Raw genomic sequence first — 16,973 nt, forward strand, 5'->3', positions numbered from 1 at the left:
TTATCTCTCTACAGCGTCAAAGTTCATGCCTGGAATAGGCATATGGCCTGCTGGTGGAAGTATGCGCTGTACGGGATGGTTAATATGAAACCAGGTCGTTTTGATTGCTCCGTCCCGGCGTTCAATAAAAAAGATCCCGTTCTGGGTTAATACCTCTTTCTGCAGTGACTTTTGGGGCGAACCCGTGGCCTCTGTCAGTTCTTCATCAGTCAGGAAGCGATCGCTCATGAGTTGTTCTCCACTGAACCGGCTGCAACCGGTTATCTGCCACTATATGAACAAGACGAACAGCCACCACGCAGTCCGTCATTACACCTTTTACACAGCTGGTGGTCCTCCCTTACCCCTTTAAACTGGTTATAAATTTCCGCTGGTACAATTACCGGCATAGGAACCAATAAACGTTGACTCCGTAGTGATGCGATTTCTGCAGTGCGTTCGAGGTACAACGATTTCCAGTCACTTGCTTCAGTCTTATATGCGGTCAAAGCATCCCGCATGCGCCGCCAGCGGCGACGCTTCAGCTTGTTCGCTTTCACTTCACCTCCTGCAGGGCGGCTGCGAAATGCTCAACACCTTTAGCCCAGATTTCTTTGATGGTTGTCCAGGAGACAGGTACCGTGATTTCAATTCTCCCGCTGCCGTCGCAGGTTTCGCACTCATCATCACCAAAGCATTCCGAGCAGTTTACGAACTTGGTTTCTGAAAACTCACCTGATAGCGCCCCCTTTGCGCCGTTCTCAGCCGTTAACCTCATTGGCACCATAACGTAACCGGGAGGTGCAACGTAACTAACCTCGACAGTGCGATCCGGACCGGATGCCAGGTCAATGCCGATTATGGGAAAGTTGCCAGTAAGCGCTGGCTGCTCGTTGATGTGCAACCGCGGTTCACCGTCTTTCGGCTCCGGCCATGAGCGCTGTTTGTTCACCGCCAGTTTTTCGATCATCGCTTGGGTAATCTGCTCATCTGTAATACCTGCACGGCGCTGGGCGTCCCACAGCAGGAACTGCATATCAGCCCACTCCGACAGGTCGCCAGGCTCGGCAGCGGCTTCCAGTGCTTCTTTGCTGAGGTGCTTCAGCGGGCCAACCGGGCCGACATTACCGAATGTTGCCTGTGACCACTCTGCGTGCTCGCGGCGTACCTGCTCTCGGTCCTTTGCTGGTTGCGCTGGCGGATAATTTGCCAGCATCCAACTAATGACGTAGTCGGCCTTGAACCGCTCAACCGGAAATCCTTCATTCCAGTCACGGAAGTGATAGATAACTTTTGCCAGCTCAGGTTGAAGCGCCACCGGCTCGTTGTCCATTGCGGCCAGCGCCATGCGAGCCAGCTCCTCAGCCTCTTCAGCTGGCAGCATTACGTTGCTTCCGGCACCGTAGGCGTCACGCCATGATTTAATTTTTTCCAGACGTTCTCTGGTTAACAGGTTATTAGTCATGGGCTGATTCCTTACCTCTACTGACAGACAAGTTTTTATTCACGATGGCATCCATCAGGCGTGATGCTGCAGCTTTCTGAGACGAGACATTCGCAATGACCGTTGGCCTGGTTTTCTCACAGCTGGCGCAAATACCATCCCATGATGAAATGAGGAAGAAATCTTCACGTTCTGCAATGCCAGTATTCATTACCAGGTCCTCAATCATCAGGGTGACCCCGCGAACTCCCCGGCCTTCGCTTAGCCGCTGGACGGCGTAACCGAAGGCATTAATCATCACGGCATGGAACTGGATATACTCGCGTTTGTATTCGGCCTGATTCGTACCGCGGCGAATATCATCTAAACCAGTCAGCATCAGCCAAGCATTCCACAACCCCTCAAGATCATCCTGTGAGCAGGAATCTGAAAATTTTGCCGTGGCATCACTAAGGGCTTTGAAGCTGACCCACTTATCACTTTTCGCAGGAACGACGTTATGCTCAAAATCGGTGACTTCAGAAAAGACGTCGTGTGAACTGATAAAACTGACCATCTCCTGCGCGTTCTTATCGCGCCCGTTATAGGCCATGTTGATAGCCGCAGATGGCTTCGAAACATTGTTGTTAATGTCGGAAAAGAACTGCTGCCGTGTTTTCAACGAGAGCTTATGTGTGAGCATTAGTGGTACGTGGATTGGTTCGCCAACTGTGCGGCAAAATTCGGCGATCCCCGCTGCACGGTGCTGGCCGTCGAAAAGCTTAATTTCTGCATCCATAGGGAAGCGCACAACACCAACGTTGGTATTGCCGAATTCCTGAAACTCAATCTCAGAGTTACAGTTACCGACCAGCGGTGGGATAATGAAGGGCTCTTTATTTTCGTGAGCATTAACCAGATATTCATAGAATTTCTTAGCACGCGCTGGGTTAATTTCACGCTGAGAACGTTCTAAAGTATCTCCGTAATTATCACTGGCGAGGACGCGTGCCAAGGTTCGTGCTGGCACTGTCATCATAAGGACAATCGCTCCGCCCTGAACGCCGCGAGACGCAGGGAACTCAAAGAAATAATCTCCAACTATGCTCATGCTACCCACCACTCAATAAACATGCAGATACCAACGGTTACTACGGCAATAAGCACCCAGCAGATCACATCGAACAAGGCGGCGAACCGACGTAGGGTGTATTTGCTATAATTCTCATGATCAATATTCATACCGCCTCCCCAATCACCCAACGAAGTGCGCTTGCATACTCACCCTCGGCTGATTCAAGGGCTTTGATGATTTCTTTGCGGGTTTTCAGGCGCGGCTTTGCCTCGCCGAGGATCTGACGCTGACGCCGGGCTTTTTCATGGCCGGTTGTGCCAGCAGTTGCCGCTTCGATTTCAGAGACCTTCTCCCGCTGCTCTTCTGGTTTAAGCGATGCCAGCTGACGCGCCTGGGTAACGGTGACCGTTCCGGACTCCACTGCATCGCGAACAGCCTGGGTGGCATCCAGCAGTGACAGAGTTGCGCGTACGGTCTGGACACTCACGCCAAACATCAGCGCTAAATCGTCCTCGTCGTGCCCGCGTTCCAGCGCATCAGCCATTTTCTTTGCTCGGCCCAGTGGCGTATCTGCCTGGCGGATTTCGTTAGCACTTACCATCGCCTGCGCCATGCGAACGGCGGAGCCACGTTTAGCGACTGCTGGAACCAGTAACGGTTCTTTGCCCTCTTTCGACAGACGCTTGTTGGCTTCCAGTGTATGGCGCACACGCTGGCGACCATCGACTACACAAGACAGCCCTGTCTCCGGGTCTTTCCAGACGATAATCGGCTCAAGAACGCCCTGGTCCATGATGTTCAGCACCATTGCCTCGCTGATAGGCAGGTGGATACGCTCATCGTAAAGCGGGTGCGTTTTGTCGGTAACCAGGTGCAGGTTTTCAGGTTCGAACGTCAAAACGTTCGTTTTGCCACTCGCGCCATATACCAGCTTTGAGTCTTTAGCCATTAGACAGCCTCCGGATTGCTGGTGGATGTCGTTGAGATACTCTTCAGATCGCGCATTGCTTCCAGTACGTGCATATTGCTGCGGTTTTTTGTGTGACGCTCAACAATTCGATCGCATTCTTTCGCCCAGGAAATAACTTCTTCCTTCATAGCGTCACGTTCTTTACATGCCTGCCGAAGGGTAATATTCGAAACATCGAGCATTGTTGCCAGCTCTTTAATAAGTTCTGAATTTGCAGGAGGCATTGTTTTAGCTGCCTCAAAGGCATCTTTAATTAACTGCTGTACTGTTTTTCCCATTTTTTATTTCTCCAACTGACGCGCTGCAACGCGTTTTAGGGTGCAGCAACCCAACCCATGAGAATGGGGTAATTGCTGCTGTTCTAATCAGGCTGCTGGTTTTTGTTCTTCGGGCTCTTTGTAGGCGAGCAGATCACAAAGCTGGTTAATTACTTTACAGAACTGGAACATGTCCGTACCTGCCTGGTGACGCCAGCGGTAGGCTTTGTCGTCATCATCAGAATAATCATTATCCTTGGTATCGATCCGCCGGAAATGGAACTTATCTGTAAGCAGAAAAGAGACGCCGCAGCCTCTTAATTCCATGTTATCGACGATAAAACCTGTGTTCAGGCTCTCCAGAATTTCACTGGTAACGGAAGTGTGTTCCGCAGAGTAGCGAATAACTTCTTTCTGTTCTGCCAGGCGGGATAGCTGGACATAATCACCGACCTCAAACCCGGCAAAGGCTGATTCTTCGCCGTCCAGATGGTTTTTAAGGCGCGTTGTCAGGCCGTTTTTGATATCACTGATGTTGATCGTGACTGTTTTTACTGAGCCAATCACTTTAACCAGCATCGCCCCGACTAAATTGGCAATATTTTTATTGGCGGAATTAATGATCAGCAGATTTTCTTCAGTGTTATACAGGGCCAGGATCAGAGACGACTTGATGAATGCCTGTTTGCAGAGCTGAACCTTAGCATCCTGGATAATGTTGTTACGGTCAGCGCGCTTCAATTTTTGACCACACGCATTTTCGATGCGCTGGATACGCTCATTGGCTTCTTTCATTACGACGTGCTGGGGTATTATTTTCTCATCGCGGCGAACCACGATTGCATAACCGCCAGTAATTGGCGTAACCAGCTCACCGGTAATCGGGTTAGGGACGAAGGAAGCCTGCGCGAACTCCGTTTCTGTAAGTTCAGAGTAGGGCAATTCCTGCAGGTGCCCTTCAACCGCTTCAATACTGGGCAAAGTAGCCCGATAGACAATGGCGTTACGTAACTTTGATAATTTCATTTCTGTGTCCTCTGCAAAGGATTAGTTAGTTATCTCCACACAACAAAAAGAGCACTACCGCGTTCTGCCGTTCCATCCTGGCTTTTGGTACCGCAACGGCTGCGAGATATTTTTTGCATGCCAGCGCTCTTTTGGTTGTGTCCTCGTCTCTTCCAAGGTGTCACACCTTTTCGCCGCGCTGGTGGGGCGCACGTCGTGCCTGAACACTTAGCTTGCACATTCCGGTTGTTCTGAGAGGCATGGATAAAGGGACTCTCAGGCCGCTGCGGCACATGTGCCATATGCCGTAATGCTCACTACCACACCAGAGTATGTAACTACCGGTACTTGTAATGTGATTTAAATGTACCTTTAGTTACCAATATGGTCAAGAGAGCTATGTACTTTTTGTTACCTGTGGATTGAAAAAAAAGCCAGAAGGAGATCTGGCTTTAGAAATGAGTAACTTAAATGTTTTGGGTAATCTGAACCACTTTACCAACAATCCGGCAATTACCATCTATCGGGATGGGTTTAAAGGCAGGGTTAAGTGGCATCAAGTATGCGAAAGGGCTATCCCATACCAGCTTTTTAACGGTAGCTTCAGCAGAGCCGTCGAGTATTGCCACTACAATTTTTCCGTAAAGGTCATCCAATTGACCATAGTGCGGTTCAACAATAACGATCGATCCTTCTGGGATGGATGGCAGACCATGAGGGTTAGTCATAGACTCCCCGCGAACTACCAGTCCGAATGCTTCATTAGAAACGTTTGCAGTGGTTTGCGTCCATGAAATCACATCAGAAAGCCTTGAGCATGCATAAGTATCAGTCCACATCCCAGCTTGAACAGCGGAGATAATAGGAACTGCCGTGGGTGGCTTAAGGAACGGAATAACTTTTGTATCATCCGGCGTTTCCTCACCTCGACCGTAAAGAATCCATTCTGGAGTTGTCTGCAGCGCCACCGCCAGCTGATGGAGATTCTCACCATCAGGTTTAGTAGTGCCGCTCTCCCATTTTGTTACGGAAACACGGCTTACCCCCAAGCGTTTAGCTAGGGTCTGCTGTGTTATGTCGAGCTGGACTCGACGGGATCTTATTCGGTCTTTCATCTCTGTTTTCATGTAACCAATGTTACATGGATTCCTTGTAACTGTTGTTTGCTATTTAATGTACCTTTTGTTACCTTTAAGGCGTAAGTTAACCAGGAGGAACCATGCGTAAATCAGAAGTTATCGAACACTTCGGAGGTGTATCAAAAACCGCAAGTGTTCTTGGTATTTCCCACCCGGCAGTTTGCCGATGGGGTGAAGTCATCCCTCAAAAACAAGCATTCGTCATCGAACGAATTACGAAAGGCAAGCTGAAGTACGACGCCAGCCTTTACCAAAAGGCTACAGATTCAGCTGCTTGAAAGTAACTACAAAAGGAAAATCAATATGGTAGAGCCAAACCTCAAAGAAGCCGTCAAAGCGATGTGCAAAGCATATCCTGGTGGGCGCGAAGCAATGGCTGGCGCACTGGGAATGACGGTAACACAGTTTAACAACAACCTTTACGAGAAAAACGGCTGTCGTTTCTTCGAAGTCAGCGAGCTGGAAGCGATGGAAGACATTTCCAACACGTCGTTACTGGCTGACTACTTCGCTCGCCGCCGTGGTGCGCTGCTGGTGGATGTGCCGCACCTGGAAGAACTCGATCGCGTGGACTTGTTCAGCCGGGCAATGCGTACCTCAGCCGCCAGGGGGCAGGTTGATCAGATTATCGAACAGGCGCTTGAAGATGGCGTTATTGAAAGGCATGAGGCCGAAGAAATCATGGTGCATCACCGCCGCCACCTGGCAGCTCGCGAAGAAGAGATTGCCGCAATCATCACGCTTTTTTCACGCAAAAAGAAGTGACGCCAGCGAGTTGCAGCTCCTGGCGTCGTGGCGTGTCGTTATCAGTGGAGATTACTAACGCATGAACAGTTTATCAACACAATACCGCAGGTCGCAACTTGTAGCGCGTCCGGTTCCTGGTGGAGCAGGGCCGGTGCAGTTCGTGTATGGGGTAAGAGTACCAGGCGGGTTCGAGCCTGTCTGCTACCAGTTTGCTCAGTGGGTGGTAGGGGACTTTAACGGCCAGGCGGAGAAAGTATGCGAGAGCTTAACCGATGGTTCAGAGATCACTACGGTGTCCCGGTCAGGGTCATACGCTGGGAGCCCCAAACACAGCGCGTTATATACCTGCGTGAAGGGTACGAGCATGAATGCTTTAGCCCCCTCGAGCAATTCAGACGTAAATTCAGAGAAATAAAGGACGATCATGAGCACTAAATTAACAGGATACGTCTGGGATGCTTGTGCATCTTCGGGGATGAAGCTATCCAGCGTGGCAATCATGGCGCGCCTGGCTGACTTCAGCAACGATGAGGGTGTTTGCTGGCCTTCTATTGCGACCATATCCCGTCAGATTGGCGCTGGTGAAAGTACTGTCAGAACGGCGATAGCTGCACTTGAGAAAGAGGGGTGGCTCACTCGCACACAGCGCCGCAACGGCAACCGTAATGCATCGAACGTCTACCAGCTCAACGTTTCCAAACTACAGAAAGCGGCATTTTCTCACCTGTCAGTTTCTGACACATCAAAATCTGACACGTCAAAATCTGATGCGTCAAAATCTGATGCGTCAAAAATTGACCCCTCAAAATTTGAGGCGTCGGAATCCACCAAAAAAACCAGTTTTGACCCGTCAGAATCTGGGGGGGATCCGTCAGTAAAATCAACTACTGATCCATCAGATATAAATCCTTCTTGTCCGGACGCTTCGCAACCGGACGAACAGGGCTCTGCTGATGAATTTCTGTCACGACATCCTGACGCGGTGGTGTACAGCGCTGCAAAGCGGCAGTGGGGAAGCCAGGACGATTTAACCTGCGCCGAGTTCATTTGGGGGAAAATTATCAGCATGTACGAACTGGCCGCTGAAAGTGATGGTGAGGTAGTTCGGCCTAAAGAACCAAACTGGACCGCATGGGCGAATGAGGTGCGCCTGATGGTGATGCAGGACGGGCGAACCCATAAACAAATTTGCTCACTTTTCAAACGCGCCAACAAAGATTCGTTCTGGTGCAAAAACGTGCTTAGCCCGTCGAAACTTCGGGAAAAATGGGATGAGCTGTCGTTAAAACTTTCTGTTCCACTCAATAGCTCCCGCCAGGAGGCGTCGATTTCGCGAGCCAGCTTCGAAGGGGTTGATTACTCATTGCCAGAAAACTCGGGGTTCCGGTCATGAAAAATATCCCCGTAATTAAACCTCTGGTTGTTGTTGTCTACGAATTCATTCGCTGGCGCAGGGTGCGCTACTGGCGTTCCTGGTGGAAGGATGATGTATTTTTTCGTCGCCAAACCGCTATTTGCACCCGAGACTACTTTAGTTTTGAAAGCCGTTATCGATTCCTGAAGCTGCTTGTAGCGTGTTGCCATCAGAGAGGTGAGCTATGACCTCGAAAACATGGCAACGTCCATTCCTTAAGTGGGCTGGTGGAAAGTATACCCAGCTGGCTGACCTGTTCGTGCATATCCCGGCAGGGAAACGCCTGATAGAGCCATTCGTTGGTGGTGGGTCGGTATTCCTGAACAGCGATAAGCACGCAGATTACCTGCTGGCGGACGTTAACCCGGACCTGATTAATCTGTATCAGATGTTAGCGGTGGTGCCGGATGAAGTGGAATTAAAGGCCCGCTGGATGTTCGAGCACATGCGGTCACCAGATGGCTATGAACTGATCCGTTCCGAGTTCAACGCTCAGACGCTGGATGCTACTGAACGCGCAGCTGCATTCCTGTATCTCAACCGGCATTGTTTCAATGGCCTGATGCGCTACAACCAGGCGAATAAGTTCAATGTGGGCTGGGGAGGCTACAAGGCCCCGTATTACCCGATGGATGAGATGAAAGCCTTCGCGGCTATGGCGCATAACTGCGTCTTCATGACTGCTGACTATCGCCGAACTATCAGCCTGGCCGGGAAAGGGGATGTGGTTTACTGCGATCCGCCTTACGAACCGATGCCGGGAACAACCGGATTCACCGCCTACGCCGCTGGTGGTTTTAGCTGGGAGAACCAGGTAGACCTGGCGAAGCAATGCGTATCAGCCTTTCACCGTGGGGCTCGGGTAGTAATTTCAAACTCATCTGCACCGAAGGTTCTCGACCTGTACCGGGAGCATGGTTTTAACCTGCAATTCATCAACGCGCGCCGTTCGATCTCCTGCAAAAGCAGTACGCGGGAAGTTGCAAAAGACGTTGTAGCGATCCTTTAAGGGGGCTAAATGAAACTGACTTTACCATTTCCACCGAGCGTAAATAGTTACTGGCGCGCCCCGAGCAAGGGACCGCTGAAAGGCAGGCATCTGGTAAGCGAGACAGGGCGCAAGTTCCAGCAGGCAGCGAGAGCGGCGATTATTGAGCAACTGCGGGCCGTTCCCCGGCCATCCTCTGATCTGGCCGAGGTTCACATAGTGTTGTATCCGCCGGATCAGTGCCGTCGGGATATCGATAACTACAACAAAGCGCTGTTCGATGCCCTGACTCTAACAGGCGTCTGGGAAGACGACAGTCAGGTTAAGCGCATGCTGGTGGAGTGGGGGAACATCGTGAAGAAAGGGAAAGTAGAAATCACCATACGACGTTTTCGTGCAGTTGCCTGACGTGGAGATGATATGAGAGCACTACTAACCCCTGAGATTGCCCCACGCATGGGCGTTGTTCTTCTTCGCCCAGGTGCTGATCTCATGCCGATGTTCAGGAGAGGGCGGGTACTGATTGAGCCTGCACCGGAAAAATACAGCGACTACGCAACTGGCGCTATCCCTCCCGCCACGCAGCCACTGGCAGGAGACCCGGTTTTAAAACCAGTATTCGAAAACAAAGACGTCATTCTGCGCGCGGGCGGTATCAGCGCGCTGGAGGCTGAGCTGGAGCGTCGTTTTGAATGCCAGTATCCGCACGGCTCGTGGCACAGCGAAAATTTTACGCTGTTCCGGCATGAGCCTGGCAGCATCCGCCTTTGCTGGGCCTGCGATAATCTGCTGCGTGATCAGTACACAGAGACGCTGGCAGGCATTGCGCGTGAGAACCTGGTATCCTGGCTGATAACGGTCATCCGCTCACAGCTGGGGTTCAACGAAGACCATCAACTGACGATCCCCGAGTTGTGCTGGTGGCTGGTTATAAACAATCTGGCGCACGTCATCCCTGAATCGCTGGCCCGAAAAGCCCTGCGATTGCCGGAAATTAAGCATCAGCCGGTGATGAAGGAGAGCGATATTGTGCCGGAGCCAGCGGCGAGCGAAGTGGTGCAGAAAAAGATTCTCGGTCTTCGCGTAGATCCTGAAACGCCTGAATCATTCATGCTGCGACCAAAGCGCCGCCGCTGGGTAAACGAGAGCTGGACGCGCTGGGTTAAGTCCCAGCAGTGTGTCTGCTGTAACAAACAAGCAGATGATCCCCATCACCTGATAGGCCACGGACAAGGTGGAATGGGAACGAAAGCGCACGACCTGTTTGTGTTGCCGCTTTGCAGAGCGCATCACGACGAGTTGCACGCTGACACCGTGGCATTTGAGGAGAAGCACGGCTCACAGCTGGAGCTGCTGTTTCGATTTCTGGATCGTTCGCTGGCAATTGGCGTGCTGGCATAGTGGAGAACGCATAATGATTAACCCGTCCGAGGTTGGAAAAGCTGGTGAAATGGTCAGGCTGAAAACGCTGGAGGCCATCTGGATTCAGGGGAAGCTGCGCATGTGGGGCCGCTGGTCCTACATCGGCGGCGGTAGTGGTGGAAATATGTTCAACCAGTTACTGGCCTCCGGGAAAGTTACCAAAACAGCCATCAACGAAGCATTACGCCGAATGAAGAAATCGGGTATCTCGAAGCCAGAACTAGAGGCGTTTTTTCGTGAAATACTCTCAGGGAAAAACAAAAGCGGCCTGGCTTTCTGCACAGACGATGAGGGACTGCTGATTGATAAGGTACTGGGGGCAGTCCTCATTACGGGTGGTCACAAAGAGCTATACCACCTGCTGGTGGAGCATTACCGGTTACGGAAGAGCAAACGCCGCATAGCGGAAGAGCTCTATGAAAAGCATCCCGACTGGTGCTTTATGACCTGTAGACGCAGAGTTGATACGTGGCTAAGTTTGGCAGAATCGATGCTGTACGCACCAATGTGTGACACATTCGGCATAAATGGCGACAGATTTTACTTGCAAAGTGAGCCAGAAACTGCTTGAATTGTGATAGGCTCGGGACGTTAAAGCGAACTGAGCAGCAGAACCAAAAAAAACCCGCTTAAAGGCGGGTTTTGTGCGAAAAATAGCCACTCCAAAATGGCCCATTAAAGCATGGTAAAATACGTGTTAACCCCACAAAGAGGAGTTAGACATGGCTATTACCCTGCATCATAAAGAAATCATGATTCTCATGACGGACCCCAACTTAAAAGTGCCGGTCCAACATACCAGCTTCCCTTTTGAGCATCCCTACAAAATTGATTCGGCTATAGAACAGCTATACCAACTGGGATACATTACAGCAGTGCAATCAAAAGCTGACTCTCATTGGATCGCCACTTCTATTACTTCAAAAGGCCTCTCCTTTCTTAAAGAGGAAGGATTAATTTAAAAGAAATTAAGCAACTGTTTTTATCCAACCTCGCTTCGGCGGGGTTTTTTCATTTCAGGCTCACGGGAATCATCTTCGATACGGATCGTTGTTAAATCAGCCCGACGGGCCTGACCCCTTTTAAACACACAGCACCCCGTTAACCCGGAGGTGAACCTATGGCAAAGCATATGCAAGACAAAGAGAGCATGGCCGGAATCACCTGGCTGGCTCTGCTGATCATTGCTGGTTGGGGCGGCCTTGTCCGATTCCTGATGGATGTGAAGCAGGGTAAAGCAAAATGGAGCTGGATAAATGCCTTTGCGCAGATTGTGGTCTCTGCTTTCACTGGCGTCATTGGTGGGCTAATCAGCATTGAGAGTGGGCTGAGTATTTACATGATACTGGCCACAGCCGGTATCAGTGGTGCTATGGGTTCCGTAGCACTCACGTATTTCTGGGAACGAATCACCGGAGTGAAAGCACAATGACAGCAGACCAGATTATTGAGGGCATTCTCGGAAAAGAAGGTGGTTATGTCGATCACCCCTCTGATAAAGGTGGGCCGACCCGCTGGGGCATCACGCAAACCACCGCCCGTGCACATGGCTACACCGGTGATATGCGAGACCTGCCCAGGGAAACAGCAAAGCAAATTCTGCTCAGCGATTACTGGACCGGCCCCCGGTTCGACCAGGTGGCGAGTTTGTCTACGTTACTTGCAGATGAGCTTTGCGACACTGGCGTGAACATGGGGCCCAGCGTCGCCAGTAAGTTCTTTCAGCGCTGGCTGACGGCAATGAATATGCGCGGAAAGCTGTATCCCGATCTGATCCCGGATGGTGCCATTGGCCCCCGAACCATCACCGCGCTTAAGGGATATCTTTCAGCCCGCGGGAAAGAGGGTGAACAAGTTCTGTTGCGCGCGCTGAACTGCAGCCAGGGTGCCAGATACCTCGAACTGGCGGAGGGCCGCGAAGCCAACGAGGATTTTCTCTACGGCTGGGTTAAGGAGCGCGTCCTGTGAAGATGATCATTTTCGCTTTGCTCGTGCTGGTGGCTGTGCTCGTTCTGTTACTTCTGCGCAAATATACCCGGCTGGAGTTCGTAGGCCATGCCAGCCTGCTGCTGAAAACTTGGTCTGTAAAGCTTGGAGCTATCGGCGCGCTGGTTGGTGTATGGGCGCAGTCGTTCCCGGATGCTGCGCTGCACGCCTGGGCGATGCTGCCGCCGGATATCAAAAATATCCTGCCGCCAAACATCGTTGCGTTGATTAGCCCTGCGCTGGTGGTGCTGGCCGTGCTATCGCAATACGTACGTCAGCCAGCATTGAAAGAAAAGGCCGACGAACTGAAGGAGCCGCAGAAATGAGCTTCGAAATTATCGCGGGGCTGGTGGTCGTCATCCTGGGTGCTATCGCTGGCGCGTTTGGCATTGGTCATGCTCGCGGGACCAGTAAGGCAGAAGCCAAAGCCGATAAGCAGCGTACCGAAGAGAACGCCGCCGCCACCGTCGCCGCGGCAGAACGTAAGGCGGAAGTCATGAAAGGGGCCAGTGATGTACAGCAGACTGTTAGCCGTATGCCTGATGACTATGTTGATCGGGAGCTGCGCGAAAAGTTTACCCGCCCCGGTAGTCGTTGATACCGCCTGCAACTGGGTGCGGATCATTTACCTGACTGACCACGATATCGACGTGCTGGATAAGCAGACCAAGCGCGACATTCTGGCGCACAACATATCGGTGCTGGCTAACTGCGGCAAGGTAAACGGAAATGAACATACATAATGTTAACGCCGCTTCAATCTTATGCGAAAAGCTTAAGGAACTTGAAGGGCAATACTCACTCGTCGCACGCGGGGAAGGGTTAGGCATCGCGATTCAGAGTCGTTATCAGGATGATGATTTTGTTAATGCGGTACGCAGGAGTGTTACCGGAGAACTTAGCCGACGCATTGGAGCGGTAAAGCATCAGCTTACTGAATTAGGCATAACGTCATTTACCAAAGAGCAGTAGGCATTCAACTTTCCTAAGCGTTAACCCCACTAAGGGATATATCAACCTTCATCCCCATGTGAGGATATTACAGAAGCCACTGTGTTAGTGGCTTCGATAATGCTCCCCACATCGCATAGAGGTAAGACATGTCAGAGATCACCGCATCCGAGCAAATCCGTCTGGATATCATCAAGAAAGTTAACTACGACACCGCAGCGGCCAAGCTGGCCATTGACTGGGTAGGCGACAGCTATCTGAAGTCTGAGCTTTTCGCAGACTCATTTGATCGTGTTTTCACGGAAAGCGAGATTGTCTCGAAGACCCGTAAGGCCATCCAGGAAGCGACCGAGGCGCTGGCGCTGTTTGATACCATCGCAGAACAGGCGAGCTAAGGCATTACAGCAGGCATTCACTGAGTGCCTGTGATAATGTTTAACTACTTGCACACAATCAGGTCGTTAAATATGGTCGAATATATAAGCGCTACTATTAATGGATTATGGGAATGCTATTTGTCATGGTCCAAACAGAAACGTGAGCTAACAATATCCAAGTTAGAAGCACTATCAAATTTATTGATAGATAATCGGGCCTACCTGAGGGATTTCGCACATCAAGGTATTAAAGACGCTCAAAAGGAACTTGAACTTGCAAAGGAGTGGAGACGTGTCGGTCTCTTATTTCAAGATATTTCTCCTGAGTTGTCATACTTATGTGAGCAGAAATCAGACTACTGGATATATTCAGATCGATATACCAAGCAGAAAGTTAATGAGCTAGGGATAACAATAAGAAATCTCGAACATAAGCTAAGAATGGCAAAGGAAAACCTTCTATAGAATCCCTTTGTAATTTATGAAAGCCACCTTTTAAACGGTGGCTTTTTTATTGGAGATGATAAGGATGCCCGCACTAATTCCCCGTGCATGCCGTAAGCGTGGATGCGCGGGCACAACAACCGACCGCTCAGGATACTGCGAGAAGCACCGCAATGAAGGCTGGCAACAGCATCAGCAAGGCAAGAGTAGGCATGAGCGCGGCTATGGTAGCCAGTGGGACATTAAGCGAGCCCGCATTCTTAAGCGTGATAATCACCTGTGTCAGAACTGCCTTCGAACTGGGCGAGCCGTTGCAGCCAAGACCGTTGACCACATCAAGGCTAAAGCTCATGGGGGTACCGATGATGATTCGAACCTCGAAAGCCTGTGCTGGCCCTGTCACAGAACGAAAACCGGACGTGAACGTTTCAAGTGATATCGATTCCCATTTGAGTCGAGGCAGAGGGGGGGCGGGGTCAAATCCCTGACGGCGAAGGCCCAAAGGACCGCCGCCTCAGTCAATTTTTTATACCCGCGAAAAATGAAATTTAACCAGGAGTAACGCTTATGGCTGGAACGGCGGGGCGTTCCGGGCGTAGACCAAAGCCAACGGCGCGCAAGGAGCTGGCCGGAAACCCCGGCAAGCGAGCCCTGAATAAAGAAGAACCAGTATTCACCCCCATCAATGGCGTAGCACCTCCGGACTGGTTTGCAGAAGAGGAACTCCCGTTAGCATCCATCATGTGGGAGCTGACGACCAAAGAATTATGCGGACAGGGCTTGCTCTGCGTGACCGATCTTGCAGTACTGGAGCGCTGGTGCGTTGCCTATGAGTTCTGGCGCAGGGCGGTAAAAAATATAGCTGTTGATGGTTTATCCATCACTGGCGCAATGGGCGGGAAAATTAAAAACCCTGAACTTACGGCTAAAAAAGAACAGGAATCGGAAATGAGTTCTACCGGTTCAATGTTGGGGCTGGACCCCAGCAGCCGACAGCGCCTGGTCGGTCTGGCCGGAAAGAAAAAGAACGAAAACCCATTCCTGAAGATGATCACGCCATGAGCCGAAAAGCCTATCCAAACGTTAACGCTGCAAATCAGTACGCAAGGCATGTTGTCGCCGGAAAGATTCCGGCATGCCAGTATGTCATTGATGCCTGCCAGCGACATATCGACGATTTGTCAAAATCGCAGGGAAAGAAATTTCGATACCGCTTTGATAAAGACCTTGCTGAGCGTGCCGCACGGTTTATTCAACTTCTCCCGCACACCAAAGGTGAATGGGCATTTAAAAGGATGCCTATTACCCTTGAACCCTGGCAATTATTTATTATTTGCTGCGCTTTTGGATGGGTTCATAAAGGCAGCAGGCTGCGCCGATTCAGAGAGGTCTATACAGAAATCCCCAGGAAAAACGGGAAGTCAGCGATAAGCGCCGGTGTGGCGCTTTTTTGTTTCACCTGTGATGGTGAATTTGGTGCGGAGGTGTATTCCGGTGCAACCACTGAAAAGCAGGCATGGGAAGTATTTCGACCTGCGCGGCTGATGTGCAAACGCACGCCACTACTCGTTGAAGCCTTTGGAATAGAGGTTAACGCCAAGAACCTTAGCCGTCCTGAAGATGGCGCCAGATTTGAACCGCTGATCGGTAATCCTGGTGACGGGCAGTCACCGCATTGCGCTATTGTTGATGAATATCACGAGCACGAAAGCGATGCGCTGTATACCACAATGATCACCGGCATGGGGGCCCGCAGACAGCCGATTATGTGGGCTATAACCACTGCTGGTTATAACATTGAGGGGCCTTGCTACGATAAGCGTCGTGAAGTTATCGAAATGCTGAACGGAACCGTGCCGAATGATGAGCTTTTTGGCGTCATTTACACCGTTGATGAGGGTGATGACTGGACCGATCCCGCTGTTCTTCACAAAGCCAATCCCAATATGGGGGTGTCGGTTTACTCGGATTTCCTCTTAAGCCAGCAAAGCAGGGCCAAAAATAATCCCCGCATGGCCGGGATATTCAAAACGAAACACCTGAATATCTGGGTCGCCGCACGTGCTGCTTATTTCAACCTGTTAAGCTGGCGAAAATGTGAGGATGAGACGCTCACCATTGAGCAGTTTGAAGGACAGCCCTGCATTCTGTCTTTTGACCTTGCGCGCAAGCTGGATATGAACTCTATGGTTCGGCTATTTACCCGTGAAATAGATGGGAAACGGCATTATTACTGTATATCTCCGCGCTTCTATGTTCCGTATGACACCGTATACAGCAACGATGTTGACGATCACCGCACCGCTGAGCGTTACCGTAAATGGGTTGAAGCAGGATATATCACCGTGACTGATGGTGCGGAAATTGATTACCGAGTAATACTTGAAGATGCCAAGCGTGATAATCAGCAAACTCCGGTTGAACAAAGCCCAATTGACCCGCACGGTGCAACAAACCTTTCTCATCAGCTTGCTGATGAACAGCTCAACCCTATAACCATTATCCAGAACTACACCAACATGTCTGACCCGATGAAAGAGCTTGAGGCCGCTGTAGAGTCCGGTCGATTTCATCATGACGGTAATCCGATAATGACCTGGTGTATTTCAAACGTGGTGGGTAAGCACCTGCCTGGAAATGATGATGTTGTTCGGCCAATTAAAGAGCAAAACGAAAATAAAATAGATGGGGCTGTTGCTCTGATTATGGCGATTGGACGGGCAATGTTATTTGAAAAGGAAGAAACCCTTTCAAATCATCTCGAAAGCTATGGCGTGCGCTCACTTTAAGAGGCAA

27 protein-coding genes are annotated in these 16,973 nt (G+C 50.7%); 19 read left to right on the top strand and 8 right to left on the bottom strand.

Annotated features, from left to right (window positions below; genetic code table 11):
* The 8 genes from KHQ28_RS08560 to KHQ28_RS08590 form a co-directional block, all read right to left on the bottom strand.
* Entirely contained in the window at nt 1–228 is a 228-nt protein-coding gene (locus KHQ28_RS08560) for a DUF4224 domain-containing protein (protein ID WP_032418728.1), read from the bottom strand.
* A 307-nt stretch (nt 229–535) separates the two neighbouring features.
* Nucleotides 536–1,444: a DUF550 domain-containing protein gene (locus tag KHQ28_RS08565; RefSeq protein ID WP_050598702.1), complete on the bottom strand. Its 909-nt coding sequence runs from the start codon at nt 1,442–1,444 to the stop codon at nt 536–538.
* A complete protein-coding gene (locus KHQ28_RS08570) occupies nt 1,437–2,513 on the bottom strand; it encodes a DGQHR domain-containing protein (protein WP_055314381.1) in 1,077 nt (358 codons plus the stop codon). The genes KHQ28_RS08565 and KHQ28_RS08570 overlap by 8 nt, the downstream gene beginning before the upstream one ends.
* The gene (locus tag KHQ28_RS29475) at nt 2,510–2,644 is read right to left on the bottom strand and encodes a hypothetical protein (RefSeq protein ID WP_254913183.1); all 135 of its coding nucleotides are present in this window, start codon (nt 2,642–2,644) and stop codon (nt 2,510–2,512) included. The genes KHQ28_RS08570 and KHQ28_RS29475 overlap by 4 nt, the downstream gene beginning before the upstream one ends.
* Nucleotides 2,641–3,426 (bottom strand): hypothetical protein, encoded by a 786-nt coding sequence (locus KHQ28_RS08575; protein ID WP_032418730.1) that lies wholly within the window; start codon nt 3,424–3,426, stop codon nt 2,641–2,643. Before KHQ28_RS08575 ends, KHQ28_RS29475 begins: the two co-directional genes overlap by 4 nt.
* Nucleotides 3,426–3,725, bottom strand: a complete 300-nt coding sequence (locus KHQ28_RS08580; protein WP_032418731.1) for a hypothetical protein — start codon at nt 3,723–3,725, stop codon at nt 3,426–3,428. The genes KHQ28_RS08575 and KHQ28_RS08580 overlap by 1 nt, the downstream gene beginning before the upstream one ends.
* Nucleotides 3,726–3,812: 87 nt before the next feature.
* Nucleotides 3,813–4,730 (bottom strand): recombination-associated protein RdgC, encoded by a 918-nt coding sequence (gene rdgC, locus KHQ28_RS08585; RefSeq protein ID WP_032418732.1) that lies wholly within the window; start codon nt 4,728–4,730, stop codon nt 3,813–3,815.
* A gap of 446 nt (nt 4,731–5,176) precedes the next feature.
* The gene (locus KHQ28_RS08590) at nt 5,177–5,836 is read right to left on the bottom strand and encodes a LexA family transcriptional regulator (protein WP_016530207.1); all 660 of its coding nucleotides are present in this window, start codon (nt 5,834–5,836) and stop codon (nt 5,177–5,179) included.
* Nucleotides 5,837–5,928: 92 nt separating this feature from the next.
* On the opposite strand from KHQ28_RS08590, the gene KHQ28_RS08595 reads away from it, so the two are divergent.
* From KHQ28_RS08595 to KHQ28_RS08685, 19 genes are all read left to right on the top strand, one after another.
* The gene (locus KHQ28_RS08595; protein ID WP_016530206.1) at nt 5,929–6,126 is read left to right on the top strand and encodes a Cro/CI family transcriptional regulator; all 198 of its coding nucleotides are present in this window, start codon (nt 5,929–5,931) and stop codon (nt 6,124–6,126) included.
* 25 nt (nt 6,127–6,151) lie between these two features.
* A complete protein-coding gene (locus KHQ28_RS08600; RefSeq protein ID WP_004213338.1) occupies nt 6,152–6,613 on the top strand; it encodes a YmfL family putative regulatory protein in 462 nt (153 codons plus the stop codon).
* Nucleotides 6,614–6,850: 237 nt separating this feature from the next.
* A complete protein-coding gene (locus KHQ28_RS08605) occupies nt 6,851–7,030 on the top strand; it encodes a DUF4222 domain-containing protein (protein ID WP_001208720.1) in 180 nt (59 codons plus the stop codon).
* On the top strand, nt 7,020–7,988 hold the full coding sequence (locus KHQ28_RS08610) for a helix-turn-helix domain-containing protein (protein WP_032418734.1): 969 nt from the start codon (nt 7,020–7,022) through the stop codon (nt 7,986–7,988). Before KHQ28_RS08605 ends, KHQ28_RS08610 begins: the two co-directional genes overlap by 11 nt.
* A 205-nt stretch (nt 7,989–8,193) precedes the next feature.
* Nucleotides 8,194–9,018, top strand: a complete 825-nt coding sequence (locus KHQ28_RS08615; protein ID WP_032418735.1) for a Dam family site-specific DNA-(adenine-N6)-methyltransferase — start codon at nt 8,194–8,196, stop codon at nt 9,016–9,018.
* 9 nt (nt 9,019–9,027) lie between these two features.
* The gene (locus tag KHQ28_RS08620; protein WP_032418736.1) at nt 9,028–9,405 is read left to right on the top strand and encodes a RusA family crossover junction endodeoxyribonuclease; all 378 of its coding nucleotides are present in this window, start codon (nt 9,028–9,030) and stop codon (nt 9,403–9,405) included.
* A gap of 12 nt (nt 9,406–9,417) precedes the next feature.
* On the top strand, nt 9,418–10,398 hold the full coding sequence (locus KHQ28_RS08625; protein WP_032418737.1) for a DUF968 domain-containing protein: 981 nt from the start codon (nt 9,418–9,420) through the stop codon (nt 10,396–10,398).
* A gap of 13 nt (nt 10,399–10,411) precedes the next feature.
* On the top strand, nt 10,412–10,990 hold the full coding sequence (locus KHQ28_RS08630; RefSeq protein ID WP_032418738.1) for a DUF1133 family protein: 579 nt from the start codon (nt 10,412–10,414) through the stop codon (nt 10,988–10,990).
* A 151-nt stretch (nt 10,991–11,141) separates the two neighbouring features.
* Nucleotides 11,142–11,381 carry a hypothetical protein gene (locus KHQ28_RS08635; RefSeq protein WP_032418739.1) on the top strand — a complete coding sequence of 80 codons (240 nt, stop codon included), beginning with the start codon at nt 11,142–11,144 and terminating at the stop codon, nt 11,379–11,381.
* A gap of 170 nt (nt 11,382–11,551) precedes the next feature.
* Nucleotides 11,552–11,851 (top strand): phage holin family protein, encoded by a 300-nt coding sequence (locus KHQ28_RS08640; RefSeq protein ID WP_057182115.1) that lies wholly within the window; start codon nt 11,552–11,554, stop codon nt 11,849–11,851.
* A complete protein-coding gene (locus tag KHQ28_RS08645; RefSeq protein WP_032418741.1) occupies nt 11,848–12,387 on the top strand; it encodes a glycoside hydrolase family 108 protein in 540 nt (179 codons plus the stop codon). The genes KHQ28_RS08640 and KHQ28_RS08645 overlap by 4 nt, the downstream gene beginning before the upstream one ends.
* Nucleotides 12,384–12,731 (top strand): hypothetical protein, encoded by a 348-nt coding sequence (locus KHQ28_RS08650; protein WP_032418742.1) that lies wholly within the window; start codon nt 12,384–12,386, stop codon nt 12,729–12,731. The genes KHQ28_RS08645 and KHQ28_RS08650 overlap by 4 nt, the downstream gene beginning before the upstream one ends.
* Nucleotides 12,728–13,003 (top strand): hypothetical protein, encoded by a 276-nt coding sequence (locus KHQ28_RS08655; RefSeq protein ID WP_032418743.1) that lies wholly within the window; start codon nt 12,728–12,730, stop codon nt 13,001–13,003. Before KHQ28_RS08650 ends, KHQ28_RS08655 begins: the two co-directional genes overlap by 4 nt.
* Nucleotides 12,954–13,148 carry a hypothetical protein gene (locus tag KHQ28_RS08660; protein WP_032418744.1) on the top strand — a complete coding sequence of 65 codons (195 nt, stop codon included), beginning with the start codon at nt 12,954–12,956 and terminating at the stop codon, nt 13,146–13,148. Before KHQ28_RS08655 ends, KHQ28_RS08660 begins: the two co-directional genes overlap by 50 nt.
* Nucleotides 13,135–13,377: a hypothetical protein gene (locus KHQ28_RS08665; RefSeq protein ID WP_032418745.1), complete on the top strand. Its 243-nt coding sequence runs from the start codon at nt 13,135–13,137 to the stop codon at nt 13,375–13,377. Before KHQ28_RS08660 ends, KHQ28_RS08665 begins: the two co-directional genes overlap by 14 nt.
* Nucleotides 13,378–13,505: 128 nt before the next feature.
* Nucleotides 13,506–13,751: a DUF2560 family protein gene (locus KHQ28_RS08670; RefSeq protein ID WP_022065473.1), complete on the top strand. Its 246-nt coding sequence runs from the start codon at nt 13,506–13,508 to the stop codon at nt 13,749–13,751.
* A 511-nt stretch (nt 13,752–14,262) separates the two neighbouring features.
* Complete coding sequence (locus KHQ28_RS08675; protein ID WP_032419453.1) at nt 14,263–14,613, top strand: HNH endonuclease; 351 nt, start codon at nt 14,263–14,265, stop codon at nt 14,611–14,613.
* A gap of 131 nt (nt 14,614–14,744) precedes the next feature.
* Complete coding sequence (locus KHQ28_RS08680; protein WP_004884285.1) at nt 14,745–15,239, top strand: phage terminase small subunit P27 family; 495 nt, start codon at nt 14,745–14,747, stop codon at nt 15,237–15,239.
* Entirely contained in the window at nt 15,236–16,966 is a 1,731-nt protein-coding gene (locus KHQ28_RS08685; RefSeq protein ID WP_032418747.1) for a terminase large subunit, read from the top strand. Before KHQ28_RS08680 ends, KHQ28_RS08685 begins: the two co-directional genes overlap by 4 nt.
* Nucleotides 16,967–16,973 lie beyond the last annotated feature (7 nt).

The sequence above is a fragment of the Klebsiella sp. 28 genome, assembly GCF_018223905.1.
Taxonomy (GTDB): Bacteria; Pseudomonadota; Gammaproteobacteria; order Enterobacterales; family Enterobacteriaceae; genus Klebsiella; species Klebsiella pneumoniae.